General features: G+C 65.2%; 8 protein-coding genes and 1 pseudogene. 7 read left to right on the top strand and 2 right to left on the bottom strand.

Translation table 11 applies throughout. The features are described from left to right. The first annotated feature begins 128 nt into the window (after nt 1-128). Nucleotides 129-2,117 carry a cation-translocating P-type ATPase gene (locus IPM18_07195; protein ID MBK9119374.1) on the top strand — a complete coding sequence of 663 codons (1,989 nt, stop codon included), beginning with the start codon at nt 129-131 and terminating at the stop codon, nt 2,115-2,117. 126 nt (nt 2,118-2,243) lie between these two features. Here the strand turns inward: IPM18_07195 and IPM18_07190 are convergent, their stop codons facing one another. After that, nucleotides 2,244-3,227 carry a hypothetical protein gene (locus IPM18_07190; protein ID MBK9119373.1) on the bottom strand — a complete coding sequence of 328 codons (984 nt, stop codon included), beginning with the start codon at nt 3,225-3,227 and terminating at the stop codon, nt 2,244-2,246. 159 nt (nt 3,228-3,386) lie between these two features. On the opposite strand from IPM18_07190, the gene IPM18_07185 reads away from it, so the two are divergent. The 6 genes and pseudogenes from IPM18_07185 to IPM18_07160 all read left to right on the top strand — a co-directional run bounded on the left by IPM18_07185 (nt 3,387) and on the right by IPM18_07160 (nt 13,216). Continuing rightward, the gene (locus IPM18_07185) at nt 3,387-5,840 is read left to right on the top strand and encodes a hypothetical protein (GenBank protein ID MBK9119372.1); all 2,454 of its coding nucleotides are present in this window, start codon (nt 3,387-3,389) and stop codon (nt 5,838-5,840) included. Nucleotides 5,841-5,904: 64 nt separating this feature from the next. Then, nucleotides 5,905-6,969 carry a protease modulator HflC gene (locus tag IPM18_07180; GenBank protein MBK9119371.1) on the top strand — a complete coding sequence of 355 codons (1,065 nt, stop codon included), beginning with the start codon at nt 5,905-5,907 and terminating at the stop codon, nt 6,967-6,969. Nucleotides 6,970-6,972: 3 nt separating this feature from the next. Next, entirely contained in the window at nt 6,973-8,268 is a 1,296-nt protein-coding gene (locus IPM18_07175) for a hypothetical protein (GenBank protein ID MBK9119370.1), read from the top strand. 133 nt (nt 8,269-8,401) lie between these two features. Continuing rightward, nucleotides 8,402-9,253: pseudogene (locus IPM18_07170) on the top strand (ABC transporter ATP-binding protein). Nucleotides 9,254-9,588: 335 nt separating this feature from the next. Continuing rightward, nucleotides 9,589-11,001, top strand: coding sequence for a hypothetical protein (locus IPM18_07165; protein MBK9119369.1), 1,413 nt, complete (start codon nt 9,589-9,591; stop codon nt 10,999-11,001). Nucleotides 11,002-11,044: 43 nt separating this feature from the next. Continuing rightward, nucleotides 11,045-13,216, top strand: a complete 2,172-nt coding sequence (locus IPM18_07160) for a hypothetical protein (GenBank protein ID MBK9119368.1) — start codon at nt 11,045-11,047, stop codon at nt 13,214-13,216. Between the two features lie 132 nt (nt 13,217-13,348). Here the strand turns inward: IPM18_07160 and IPM18_07155 are convergent, their stop codons facing one another. Beyond that, on the bottom strand, nt 13,349-14,461 hold the full coding sequence (locus IPM18_07155; protein MBK9119367.1) for a PEP-CTERM sorting domain-containing protein: 1,113 nt from the start codon (nt 14,459-14,461) through the stop codon (nt 13,349-13,351). Between the last annotated feature and the right edge of the window lie 14 nt (nt 14,462-14,475).

Below are 14,475 nucleotides of genomic sequence, written 5' to 3'. Positions count from 1 at the left end.
CGTACTCCGGCAATTCCGTCCTGCTGCGATCGCTCGTAACCACACCATTGCAAGTGGTTTACGTTTCCGCGGCTGACCTGGAAATCGGCTGTCTCCGTGCTTGCGGAGCGCCGGCAACGCGGTGAGGCATGGGACACCAGCATCTCTCGACGCAATCGGATACCGGGCGGGCTACGACCAAACTCATCGCGACGCTGCTCGGCGGCATGCTGGTGCTGGCGTCCTTCGTGGCGGGCTGGTTGCTGGACCCGACGGATGAGCGTGGTAAAGGGTTTTACAGCCAGTCGCTTGCCTTGCTCGGAACGCTGTTTCTGGCGGTACCATTGTGGTGGCACTCCATCAAGTCGCTGATCAGCGGCAACCTGCACATGGACGAGATCGTCGCCCTGGCGATACTAGCCGCCGTTGCGGGCGGAATGTACCAGACCGCGGGCGTGGTGGCCTTCTTCCTGTTGCTCAGCATCCTGATCGAGACGCGGACGGCGCTGGGAGCTCGGACGGCCATCGAAGGGCTGATGCGGCTGACGCCGACCAAAGCGCGACGGCTGGATGAGCAGGGGAGAGAAGTGGAAGTCGAGGCCCACAACCTGCGGGCCGACGACTTGGTATTGGTACTGCCGGGCGACAACGTTCCGGCCGACGGCACGATCGTAGATGGCAACTCGACCATCAATGAGGCCAATATCACCGGTGAGTCGCTGCCCGCGGAGAAGTCTGGGGGCGACGAGGTCTACGGCGGCACCACGAACGTCACCGGTGCACTGAAGATCCGGGTGACGAAGGTGGGTGCCGACACCACGCTGGGGCGGGTGCAGGATCTCATTCTCGAAGCGGAACACACCAAGCTGCCCATCATGCGGATGATCGACCAGTACGCCGGGTGGTACACCCCGATCGTGCTGATGATCACCGCGCTGGTCTGGTTCCTCTCCGAGTACAACACGGCCAAGGCGATCGCCATGCTGGTCATCGCGTGCCCGTGCGAACTGATCGTGGCCACGCCGGCGGCAATCGTGGCTTCGCTCTCGGCGGCAGCGCGGTTGGGGGTTTACATCAAGGATGTCACGAACCTGGAAGTCGCGCGCCGTATCACGGCGGTCGTGCTGGATAAGACCGGAACACTGACCACGGGGCAGTTGTCGGTTTCGCGACTGGTACCAGCGCCGGGGATTGACGCCGCGGAATTGCTGCAGATCGCGGCCTCGGTTGAGCAAAACAGCCGGCATCCGGTGGCCCGTGCCGTGGTGGCTACGGCGCGGCGGGCCCGCGTGCCGCTCTCTGCGACGACGGGTTTCGAAGAGGTCTCCGCCAAGGGTGTGCAGGCCCACTTGGGCGGTGAGCAGATCCGCATCGGTCGGCGCATCTGGGTGGAACAGATGGGGGCGGACCTCTCACTGCTGAGCGGGCCGGAGTTCGTTGAACCCGAGGGGCTGAGCACCCTTTACGTCGTTCGTGACGGGCGTTGCATCGGCTGGATCGGGCTCGAGGATCGCACGCGGCCGGAGGCCCAGCAGGCCCTCGAAGACCTGCGCGAACTGGGGATACGGGATCTGATCATGGTCACGGGGGACCGCTGGTCGGTGGCGCGGCGCGTGGCGGCGGAAATGGGCTGCTCGGACGTGCAGGCGGAGGTCCTGCCGCAAGACAAGCTTGCGATCGTGGATGCACTCAAGAAGCGCGGGCACCGGGTGGCGGTGGTGGGCGACGGGGTGAACGATGCCCCGGCGCTGGCGGCAGGTCACCTGGGGATTGCCATGGGTGCTGCCGGCAGCGACGTGGCGTTAAATTCCGCCAGCGTGGCCCTGATGAGCAGCGACCTGCGAAAGCTGCCGTTCTTGATCGGTCTGTCGCGGGCGATGACGAACGTGATCTGGCAGAACCTGATCTTTGGGATTTCGTTCATCATCGTGATGGAGATCATCATCGTTTTCGGAGATTTGTCGCCCATGCTGGCGGCGCTGCTGCACACGGTGGCGTCGGCGATCGTCATCTTCAACAGCGCCCGGATGGTGCGCTACGGCGAGCACCTGGAATGGGAAGGTCCGGGGAAAGCGGTCGAGGCGGATGAGCCGGGAGCCGGTCAGGGCCACGTGGCATTGCAGCCGGTGGCCGGGTAGCGCGATGTCGATGCGAGTGATGCGAACCTGATGGATGGATTGCACGGAGCAGCGCGAGCGCCCCACCGAGCGAGCGCCGGTGCCCGACCGGGCCCGCGGTACTGGCGTCACCGTGTGGGCTTGCCGCTACCCAACTTCGCGGGTCTGGAAGAACGCCACGCCCACCGCCAGAATTCCGAGGGAGTAGCCGCACGCGTACAGCGCAACCTGGGCAACCTGCGCAGCCGGGATGATCTGCTCTTGCGTGAGGGCATCGCCCGTCCAGAAGAACTGGAAATTGGGCACGATGGCGTAGACCACTTCGTACCACCAGGCCGTGCCGGCGGTGGCCGGGCGGCCGAAGAAATGGTCCGACAGCAGTCCGGTGACGTACACGACACAGCACAGCAGCAGGGTGACAACCTGGGTGAAGCGCGTGGCGAGTGTCACGGCGAACGCGGTCAGGATGAGCACACCGCAGAAGGTCATCAGTACGGCGTAAAGGATCTGGCGGTCGCCGAAGTCCGTGCCGAGGGCCTGAAGTTGCCACTTGGGCGAGATGATCAGAACCAGCAGCAGTGCCACCGTGGTGAGGGGTACGACCCAGCGCAGCAGCGTGCTGGGGAAGTGAGTGCCATGGACGTAGTTGCCCCAGCCGGCCGTGGCGAGCGCGATGAGCAGACCCACGAGTCCAAACACCAGCACGGGTTGATCGGGTTCGTTCCAGGCCGCCGAGAGCACGCCGTGACGGATGGTCAGCAGGAACACGAGCACCAGAAAGTAGTAGCCCACCAGCACCGCGCCGCAGACGCCGAGGTACTTGCCGAGGAGAAAGAGCGGCCGGCTGACGGGTTTCGATACGACTGTCAGAACGGTCTGACTTTCGATCTCGCGGGTAATGACGCCGGTAGCGCTGAACACGGCGGAGAACAGGCCGTAGAGCAGCAGTGTGGCCAAACCGACGTCCATGACAATCTTGATGTCGCCCTCGGCGTTGCCGAGCGAGAAGCCTGCAATGCTGGGATTGAGGATGAGCAGCCCAACACACACCCACAGCAGCACGTTGAAAAGTGGCTGGCGGATGGTTTCGGTGAAGGTGTTGCGCGTGATGGCGAAGAGCTTGGAATACATGCTGGGCTGCATATCCGGGAGTTGGCGACGGACCGGCGTGAGCCCGTTGCTCACCGGCGCGGGATTATGGCGGTCATCGGAGCCGCAAACAAGCGATTATACGCCCGGAAGCGCGCGGGGGTTCGTCCGCGCGATGCCCGGGCCGGAGTGAGGTGAGCCGTGACCGATACCCCGTTCACCCGGGCGCGCTGGACGGCCGTCAGCGGTCTCGTGGTCCAGATAGTGGCCGCGGCAGCCCTGCTGGTGCTGGCGCTGTACACTTCCTCACGCGGGATGGCGAACGTCGCCTGGTTCGTGGTCGGGGGCTTGCCGCTGTGGTTCGTGGCCCATCTGGTCTTCCGACAGCGGGAGCAGGCCGCACTCGAAGCGGCGGATCTGGAAGCGCTGCGGCGTGAGAAGCAGTCCGTCGGGGCGGGCGACTCGATTTTCGCGGACGAGCAGGATCCGACCGGACTCGGTTACCGCGTGGCCGCGATGCGGCTGAATTGGATGCAGAAGTGGCTCGTGCCGGCGGTCGCGCTGGTGCAGGCGCTTTACCTGCTCGCGATGGGTGGACTGCTCTGGTACTTCCAGAGCCGCGCCGGGATGCGGATCGGCGGCACGGACTGGCCCGAGATCCGGTTGGCCGGTCTGAGTCTGGCGATCCTGTCGGTGCTGATGCTGGGGACCTTCCTGTTGTCGCGGTATGCCTCCGGCATGGCGCGGGTGAACGAATGGCAACTGCTGCGCGGCTGCGGCTCGTACCTGCTGGCGAGTGCGGTCGCGATCATGACCCTGGTGGCGGCATTAGGGCTGCTCGAATACGGCAAAATGCGAATTTGGGAGCAGATTCTGGCCTACGCGGCGCCGATTGCCATGGTGCTGCTCGGGCTGGAAACGCTGTTCAACTTCGTGGCGGATTTCTACCGGCCGGTGTCAGCGCGCCAGGAGCCCCGCGCGGCATTCGACAGCCGGCTGCTGGGACTGTTCGCGGAACCGGGCGGCATCGCCTCGTCCATAGCGGATGCCTTCGATTACCAGTTCGGCTTTCATGTCTCACAGACCTGGTTCTACCAGTTGCTGCAGCGTACGCTGGTGCCGTTAATCCTGATCGGGGGGGTAACGCTCTGGCTGATCACCTGCATCGTGATCGTGCGGCCGTTCGAGCATGTGATCATCGAACGCTTCGGCACCCAGTTGAACGCCGAGGCGCCGTACGGCCCCGGCCTGCGTCTCAAGCTGCCCTGGCCGATCGACGTCGCGAAGCCATACGAAACCGGGCGGCTGCACGAGGTGCATGTCGGATTCAAGGATTTTGATCCATCGCCCGACTACGACGCCTCGGTCAAGGTGCTGCAGTGGACCGACACGCAGCACATGCGGCTCGATCACTTTGATTTCCTGATCGTACCGCCTGCGGATGCGGGGCCGGTGACGGCTGAGCGAACCGTGTTCGGCGAAATCGAGTCGGAATCCCAGCGTGTCCCGGTGCACTTGCTGCGGATGGACGTCGCTGTGCAGTACACCATCCGGCCGGACCGGCTGCACATCTACACGCGGACGATGCGCGATCCGCGCCAGCACCTTGTCAACGCGGCGTGGCAGGAAGTCAGTCGCTACATGTCTTCACGCACCGCCGAGGAGCTGCTCGAAGCGCGCATCAACGAAATCGGCCGGATGCTGCGGCAGCGCATCGCGGAACGCGTCGCGGACGCCGGACTGGAGGTCGTGTTCGTGGGCATCACGAACATCCATCCCGAACGAACGGTGGCGGAGGCCTATCGCAAAGTCGTGCAGGCCGATCAAGAGCGCGTGGCGGAGATCCGCAGGGCGCTGGTCGAGGCGGATGAGCGGCTGGCGGCGGCGGCGGGCAGCGGGCGTGGTGCCCGGGCGCTCGCGATGCGAATCAAGCAGCAGACGGATGCGACGAATCTGTTGTCGTCGCGGGCGCGGCGGCTGGCCGAAGTCGATGCGACGCGGCTCGCGGCGTACCAGGCGCGGCTCGAGCTGCTTGCGCCGTATTACCGCGCGGTGGCTGAGGGGCACGCGCTGGTGTTGCAGCGCGCGGAGGAACTGCGGCAGGCGGAGCTGTACTACGAGCTGGGTCTGGATGAAACCCAGGCCTCGGTGGCGCTGCGGGGCGACGCGCTCCGGCAGGCCGAGGCCCAACTGCTCGAACGGCGCGCCGCGGCCGAGACAGCGGCGGCCGCAATACGGGACGAGGCAACGGCCGAGTTCGGCACGGACTGGGGCTATGCCTTGATCGAAACGGCCGAGGCGGCGGCGGCGAGCAAGTTCTGGTCGGAGCGTCTGGCCGAGGGCTTCGCGCTGGGACGGACGGAAGGCGAAGCGGCAGCGCTGCTGTCGGCGGCCTTCGCGGAGCGCTGGTTGACGGAGACGCGGGCCTGGTCGCTGTGGAACCGGGCGCGGTTGGAGGGCGAAGCGTTCCGGACGATTCCAGATCTGTACCACGCGCGGAACCTGGTGACTGCGCTGGTCGAGGAGCTGACACCGGCGCGAAAATTCTTCCTGGCATTCGACCCGACGGGCCGCGAAGTGCGTGTCCGGCTGGTGACGAACGATGACATGCGCGTCCGACCGGAGGACGTGGCCACGGAACGGCGGGAACAGTAACGAACGCGGCCTGTTGAGGTCGCCCTCGCGGGCGATGGTGCAGGCGCTGGTGCGAGGAGCACGTATGTCGAAAATCTCAATGCCCACGCTGCTGACGGGCCTGCTGTTCGTCGTGATCCTGGTGGCAGCCGGCACCACCTTCCAGGTGGGCTTCAACGAAGTGGCGATCCGGGTCCTGCTGGGCCGGGCGGACGAGACCAGCGTGGTGCGTGAGCCCGGGCTGAAGTTCAAGTGGATTCCGCCGATCGAAACCGTGCAGAAATACGATACGCGGCTGCGCACCCTGGATACGTTCGAGACGGAGTTCAAGACGAGCGACGGCAAGAACGTGATCATCGGCGCGTACGCCATCTGGACGATCGAGGACCCGCTCAAGTTCTATGTAAAGGTCCGCTCGGAAGGCGCCGCGGAACAGCAGATGCGTTCGCGTCTGCAGGGTGCGAAGAACGCGGTGGTGGGGCAGAGCACGCTGGCCGATTTCGTGAATCGGGACGCCGAGACGAAGGATGCAAGCTACAACCGCATGCTGCAGGAGATCGCGGACACGGTTCGGCCCGGTTTGCTCACGGATTACGGCATCCAGGTACGGCAAGTCGGATTCCGGCGCATAGCGCTGCCGGCGGAAACGACACAGCAGGTGTTCCAGAGCATGATCGCGGAGCGGAATCGCCTCGCGAGCGCGGCCCTGACGGAAGGCACTTCGCGGGCGGCCACCATCCGGCAACAGGCCGAGGCGGACGCACGCTCGATCCGGGCGTTTGCCGAAGCGATGGCGGAGGAGATCCGGGCCGCGGGGACCCAGGCCGCCACCATGATTTACCAGCAGGTCGCGCCGGAAGATCAGCCGCTGCTGGTGTACCTGCGTTGGCTCGAGGGTCTGCGGGCAATCTTCGCACCGGGTGGGACGGTGGTCATCGACCAGCAGTCTCCGCTCTTCGCCCCCTTCGTGAACCCGCCGATCGTCCGGGACGCCGATGGACAAGCCCGCATCCGGCTCCCCATTTCCACGCTGCCGAATCTGGGCGGTGCGCCGGCGCTGCGTCCCGCCGCGGAAGATGCCGTGCTGCAGAGCGGGGGCGTCTCGAACGAGGATGACGTGCAGCGCGGCGCGCGGGCCGCGGGAGAGTAAGGTATGAGCACCGATCCCAACCAGAGGCCGAGTGCGGCGGGGTCCTCCGAGGCCCCCGCGGACAAGGTCGATCCCGGGCAGGCCTCGCTGGCGGGTGCGCTGCGGGCGAGTTTTCGTGTCCTGCAAGGGCTGATGCTCGTACTGGTCGCGGTCTATGGTCTAAGCGGCCTTTTCCAGGTCGAGCAAGGCCAGCGCGGGCTGGTGACGCGTTTCGGTAAGCTGCGCGTCACCCAGATCGAGGGGCGCGAGACAACCGTGTTTCCGCCGGGTTGGCACGCAACGCTGCCACCACCGTTCGACGAGAAGCTGCGCATCGATGTCCGCACCCAGCGCTACCATGTGTTGACGTTCCTGTTCGCGCTGGAGAAGCCCGAGGAGATCGAAAGCAAGACGCTGGAAGAGTTGGGACGCAATCGCATGGCGATGCAGCTCGACCCGGCGCGCGACGGGGCGCTGTTCACCGGGGATCGGAACCTCTCCCACGGCGTCTGGACGGTGGAGTACGAAGTTGCGAACCCGGAACTGTTCGTGACGAACGTGGCGAGCCGGGTGCCCGAAGCCACCGATCCCCCGCTGCCCCTGCTGCTGCGGCTGACCGACAGCGCGGTAATGCGCGAGGTCGCGGGGCGGACCGTGGAAGAGGTGACGCGCCGCGCCGTCGAGGCGGTGGCGGACGGTGTGCGGCGGCGCCTGCAAGCGCAGCTCGATGAACTCGAGACCGGGATTCGCGTGGTCAAGGTCGTGGCGCGTACCACAGAGCCCTCCGCGGTGCGGGAAGCCTTCCTGAACGTGACCCGGGCGGAACAGGAAGCGGAACAGATCAAGCAACAGGCCCGCGAACAGGCCAACGCCACGCTCCGGACGGCAGCCGGGGATCAGGCCGAAGAGTTGATCGCGCTGATCAAAACTTATGGGGACACGCAGGCCCAGCGGGCCGAGCCCGCCGTCCAGGAGGCGGCCCGCCAACAGATTTACGCGGCCCTGCGGCAGGCCCAGACCCGGCGATCCGGGCAGGTTGCGCAGCTCTTGAACGACGCCGAGCAGCAGGCGAATGCGCTGGTGCAGGTGGCGCGCAGCGAGCTCGAACGTGTCCAACGGCTCAGCGAATTGGTGGCCCAGAACCCGAGCGTGGCCCTGCTGGATGTGTGGAACCGGACGCGCGAGGCCGTGCTCGAAAACCGGCGGGTCGAGATTTTCTATATCCCGCAGGGCACGGCGATCGAGATTTTGATTCCCAGCGACGAGCAGCGCAAACGGCAACTGGGCGAGGAGCTGATTCGCGATCGGCAACGCCGCTGAGCGCGTGCGGCTGTTTAGACCGCGCCACACTACACTCAGGCAACGCACGGGCCGCGCGGCCGCCGTGTGAGACAGACCCGTACGGCGCCCCGGCGCCCTGTTGCACCGGCCCCCGCGGGGCCATCAGGTGAGCATGCAACCGGTCATCAAGGCAGTCGGACTGACGAAGATCTTCCGCGATTTCTGGCGGCGCGCCCGTGTACGCGCCGTCAACGATGTCGATCTGGAAGTGCAGCCGGGACAGGTGTTCGGGTTGCTGGGGCCCAACGGTTCGGGCAAAAGCACGACGATCAAGATGCTGCTCGGGCTGCTCTATCCGACCCGCGGGCGGGTGACGATCTTCGGCAAACCGCCGGATGATGTGCAGACCAAGACGCGGATCGGGTACCTGCCGGAAGAATCGTACCTGTACCGATTTCTGAATGCGCGCGAAACGCTGGATTACTACGGCAAGCTGTTTCAACTCAACCGGATGGAGCGGCGGCGGCGTATCGAAGAACTGCTCGACATGGTGGGGCTGCGGTCGGCAGCCCGGCGGCCGGTGGGGGAGTATTCGAAGGGTATGGCCCGCCGCATCGGGCTGGCGCAGGCGCTGGTCAACGACCCGGACCTGCTGATTCTGGATGAACCCACCAGCGGGCTCGACCCCATCGGCTCGAAGCTGGTGAAGGACATCATCCTCCGGCTCGGGCGGGTGCACAAGAAGACGATTCTGCTGTCGAGCCACCTGTTGTCCGACGTGGAAGAAGTGGTGGACGAAGTGGCGATCCTGTACGGCGGCAAGGTGCAGGAGAGCGGCAAACTGGAAACGATTTTGAGTCGGCGGGACAAGCTCCAGCTCACGACCGATGCCCTCAGTCCGGAAACGCTCGCGGAGATTCGGCGGATCATCGAGGAACGGGAGGGCAAACAGCTCGAGATCTCGACGCCGCGCGATCGGCTCGAAGCGTTGTTCCTGCGGATTGTGGATCGGGCGCGGGAGCAGAAGGTCGAAACCTCCGGCAGCGAGCGTTCCGGCGAAATCGCCGGGTTCCTGGGCGGGCAGCAGGAGCAGGAGGCGCAGGTCTATCTCGCGTCGCTCGTGCAAAAGGAGCCCGTCGGGGCGGCGCCGCGGGTCGAACAACCGGCACCGGCGGAGCATGTCGATCAGAACCTCCTGGCGGCACTTACCCGTGAAACGCCGGCCCAACCGAAGCGGAGCGACGGCGCCCCGCCGAGCAACGCTGGGCAGCCGGAGGGCCCCGTGGACACGCCGTCGCTGGACGAGGTGGACCGCAATCTGCTGGACGGGCTGACAGGCGGTGAGGAGCGCAGGCAGCGATGAAGCAGGTGTGGGCGATCGCCCGGCTGACGCTCGCAGAAGGCATCCGCATGCGCGTGGTGCTGGTCTGCCTGATCGTACTGCTGCTGCTCATCGTGCGCATGCCCTTCGTGCTGCGCGGCGACGAGACGGTCGCGGGCCGGCTGCAGAATTTTCTCTCCTATTCACTGGCGGCGCTGGGCGCGTTCCTAAGCGTGGCGACGATCTTCTTTTCCTGCGCGACGCTGAGCAACGAATTGCGGGACAAATCGCTGCACATGGTGGTGACAAAGCCCGTCTCCCGGTTGCGGATTTTGCTCGGCAAGTGGCTGGGCGTGAACCTGCTTGCGCTGCTGGTGCTGGCGCCGTGCGGCGCGGCGATTTACGGCTTCGCCCAGTACATCCGCACGCGGCAGGTGGCCTTCGAACGCGATCGACTGCAGGTGCGCGACGTGGTCTGGACGGCCCGTACCGCGGCGAATCCGGTGAAACCCGTTGACGAGTTCATGACGCAGGCCGAGTCCTGGGTGAACGAGCGGCAGCGCACGGGCCTCGTCTCGGAGGACCAGAAGCGCAATGTGCTGATGGACCGTCTGCGGCAGATCGAGAACGAGTGGCGGGCGGTACCGAGCGGCGGCACGCGCGTGTACGAGTTCGCGCGCCTCAAGCCGCCGGAGGGCGACGATACGGTTGTCCAGATTCGCTACAAGATACGCGGCACGCCGCTGCCCGAAGAAGAACTGGTCCCGGTGTACTGGGCTTTTCTGCATCCCGAGGAGGGCTACCCCCTGCACGAGCCGGTGCTGACCCGCGAGCGCTCAGGAGACCGGCACCAGTTCCTGGTGAACGCCCGCGCGATCATCCAGGAGGGGAAAGCCATGCTGGCGGTGATTAACCCTCCGAACCCGATGCTGACGGACCCGACCCACCAAACCATCATCTATTTCGACGGCGACGACAGTCTGCAAATTCTCTACAAAGCCGGCGACTTCGGGGCGAACTTGTTCAAGGCCCTGCTCATCATCGCTTTTCAGATCGCGATGCTCAGCGCGCTGGGAATCTTCTTCAGCACATTCGTCTCGTTCCCGGTGGCATGTTTGTGCGGGTCGGTGTTCTACCTGATCTGCCTGGCGATGCCGTTCGTGCTCGAGGCGACCGGTGCCAATATGGACCCGCAGGTCGTACTGCCGAGCTATGATCCTTACGGCGTCTTCGGACCGGCGGTCCGGACGGTGCTCGTGCCACTGCTCTACTTCGGCTTCCCGGATTTCACCCGGTACAGTGGCACGAATTTCGTCGTGGACGGGCGCTACATCCCGCTGGAGATGCTCGGGGAAGCCGGCGTGCGGTTGCTGCTCTTCGGGGCAGTTCTGCTGCTGGTGCCCGGGTTGTACATCTTCCAGCGCCGCGAGATCGCCGAGGTCACGGTCTGACCCGCCACCACCGAACGCCGGCGAGCCGAGGAAAGGTGTCCGCATGAACCGCTCCCGCGGAATACAACTCGTAGCGCTGCTGGCAGCGGCCGTACTCGTGCTGGCATCGTCGCGGACGATGTCGGGGATCAATGCGGGTCGCAAACAGCTCAACATCATGGGGCAGGAGAACCCCATCGAGAACACGCCGCCGGAGTACGTGTTCTGGATCCAGGCGCTGGGCGCGTTCCGCGGCCTGATCGCTGATATCGCCTTCATCCGGGCGGATCAGCTCAAGCAGGAAGGGCGCTACTACGACGCGATGCAGCTCCACAAGTGGATCTCGGATCTGCAGCCGTACTTCCCGGCCGTATGGGAATACAACGCCTGGAACATGGCGTGGAACATCTCGGTCACGACCTTCACGCCCCAGGAACGGTGGAACTGGGTCTACGCGGGCGTGAAACTGCTGCGCGACCAGGGGATCCAGTTCAATCCGCGGGCGGTGAACCTGTACAAGCAACTCGCGTGGACGTTCAACAACAAGATGGGCGCCACCACCGACGAATTTCACTACGCCTACAAGTGCGAGTGGGCCTGGCGCATGCACCTCGTGCTCGGACCACCGCCGAACCCGTTCGAGCGCATCGACTTCGAAGCCCTGCGCGAGGCAGGCACGGACCGTGCCCGGGCGAACCGGCTGGCCGAAGCCGCCCGGCTCACCTTCCTCCAGAATGCGGAAAAACGCCGCGCCCGCGGGCAGGAGGTACGTGAGGCCGACTTTGCACTGCTGACGGCCGAGGGCCAGCCGCGCGGCCTGTCGGAGTATCGCATCGCGCAGGAGGCGAGCGCGGAGGACATGCGGGCGATCCGTGACGCCGCCCCATCGCTCGACGAGCTTTATCGTCGGCATCCGGAGACGCGCGAAATGGTGCGTGCGCTGCGGAGTCTGGGGATCGGCATCAGCGATGCGGTGCTGACCGAAGACACGTACTGGCGTGAAGATGGACTGGCGTTCACGTTCTTCAAGCCGTACCGCGCGCTGGTCGACCGCGGCGGCGCACTCCAGCGACTCATGCGGCAGCAGGCGACGAACCACGCCGATCAGGCCCGCATGCAGAACCTGGAGCAGATTCTGGGTGTATCAACGGGCAACGAGGCCGGTGCCGCCCTGGTACGTTTTCTGCAGCGGAAGGTGCTGTTGGAGGTGTACAAGAATGACCCGGCGGACATGGTTTTCCTGATCGAGGAATTCGGGCCGATCGATTGGCGCGGCGTGAACGCGCAGAGTCTCTACTGGACGAGCCGCGGGCTCACGGCCGGGGGCGAGACCGTCAATCGCTTCGATAACGACAAGACCAACACGGCCCGCATCCTGTTCTTCAGTCTGCACCAGCTCTGGGTGAACAACCGGATCAAGTTCGAACCGCAGCCCGGGGCCATTCACCGTTCCTACCTGAACACGACGCGCGATCTGAACTTCATCGAGCCGATGCAGCAGGCCTTTCTGAAGTACGCGCCCCTCTTCGATCCGTCGACCGAAGGGCCGGGCGCGGGCGACACCTTCCGCTCGGGGCATTTCAACTTCCTGTCCGAAGCGGTGCGGATGCTCTACATGGCCGGCCGGGAGGCCGATGCGCGGCACTATTACAACTACCTGCGGGAGGCCTACGCCCTCACGAAGCAGGGGGAACCGAATCCGGCGGTGCAGAAGTCGCTGGACGACTTCGTGATGGAGAGTTTCCTCGAGACGGATGATTCTCCATCGTTGCGGGACATCATGATTTCGCTCGAGGGGTGGCTGCGGATGGCTTTCATCCGGCTGGCGGATGATGATTGGCGGTCGTACGACCGGCTGATGGATGTCGCCCGGCGCTACCACCGACGTTACGTGGAGGAGAATGCGGGCATCGCGGAAGCACGCATGTGGATTCCCTCCTTTGCCGACTTCCAGCGTGACGTTTTCGGCGAACTGCTGGCCACACCGCCCGCGGCGGAAGGGCAGGTGCTCGACAACGTGCGGCTCTGGAACAACGCCGACCTGCGACTGCGCCAGGGGGTGTACGACGAGTTGCTACCCCTGTTCGAAGCGATCTGTAACGCGATGGGCTTCGACCTGGCGCGGGCCTTCCCCGAACCCGAGGGCATGGCGGAGTACCGCGCGAGCGAGGAGCTGCGCGGCCGGCCGACACGCGACCGGAGCGCGGAAACCCCCGCGCAGGTTCCGGGGGGGTAACGCTTTCCCAGAATTCCGCCGCAGGTGTTGGCGCGGTTGGGAGAGAGTCGAGATCCGCTCAAAACCGCCCCTCTCCCAACCTCTCCCCAGGGGTAAAAGGGCAGCGGTATGAAAACATATACCGCCGCACGATCATTGCGGCCGATGCCTGAGTGTGATTGCGCCCAGCGCCAACAACCCGATCAAACCCGACGGTTCTGGAATGATCGCCATCCATGCTTCACGCTGCCCGGCCGGGTTGAAGCCGGTACCTACCAATCGCAAGCCGTCGTCGGACACAGCGTGGCAAGATTCGAGTTGCCAGGCACCGATGTCGAGGCCGAAGTCGGTCAGCAGCAGTTCCCGCAACGAGCGCATCCCCGCGGCCGACGTCCAGACAAACGGTTCGGCGGCAGTACCATCGTCACTCCAACCGACCACGACTCCGCCGTCCGCCGATACCCCGTGCGCGAGACTCGCAATGGCACCACCCGGCAGGTCTCCTAACAGACGGGGCACTCCGGCTTCCCAGATTGTGGCGAACTGTCCGGTACTGGTGAGTGTACTGCCCACAATCACGGTCCCATCCGCAGAGACATCCGAAGCGTAACTGTTATGGTGTGCTGGGGCGCTGGGCAGCAACTCCACCTGCCCGTGCACCCACCGTACCGCCCGATCACGGCTGAACCAGGATGATCCGACCACCACGCTGCCATCCGCAGACACGGCCAAGCCCGTACTCTGGGAATCGCCCGTGGCCGGTGGCAGAGCCGTCACGGTCTCTGTGTGCCACACCACCGCGCGGCTACCCAGAGCACTCGACGAGGAACCCACAATGACTGTGCCGTCCGCTGAAACATCGCGTGCGAAGCTCCAGGAATTGCCGCCCTCCAGGAATCCCAAGGGCGTGAGGGTGCCTTTCGCCCAACGGAACGCCTCGAAGCGTGTGTAGCCCGATGCGAAGGAGCTGGCACCCCCGACGATGACACTGCCGTCGTCCGTGGCCGCATCCGCTTGCGCTCGACGCGCGCCGCCGGGCAAATCACCGATCTCGATGACCGACCCATCGAGCCACGCAAGGGCGACCCGGTCGCCGTTGGCTCGCAGGCCCCATCCGGTCACCACCGTGCCATGGCGGGAAATGGACACTGCGGCACTGCCGATGTGCCCAGGAAACTGGCCCAGCCCGCGAAACTCTGCCCCACGCGCCGCGAGTCCCCCCAGGATGGTGAGCGACAGCGCGACGCCACTTGCCAAACGGGACATGCTTTTTCCTCCAC

The organism is Phycisphaerales bacterium, assembly GCA_016716475.1.
Lineage (GTDB): Bacteria > Planctomycetota > Phycisphaerae > UBA1845 > Fen-1342 > JADJWG01.
Note: the sequence above shows the minus strand (reverse complement) of the source record. Positions and strands in the feature narration are given on the sequence as shown.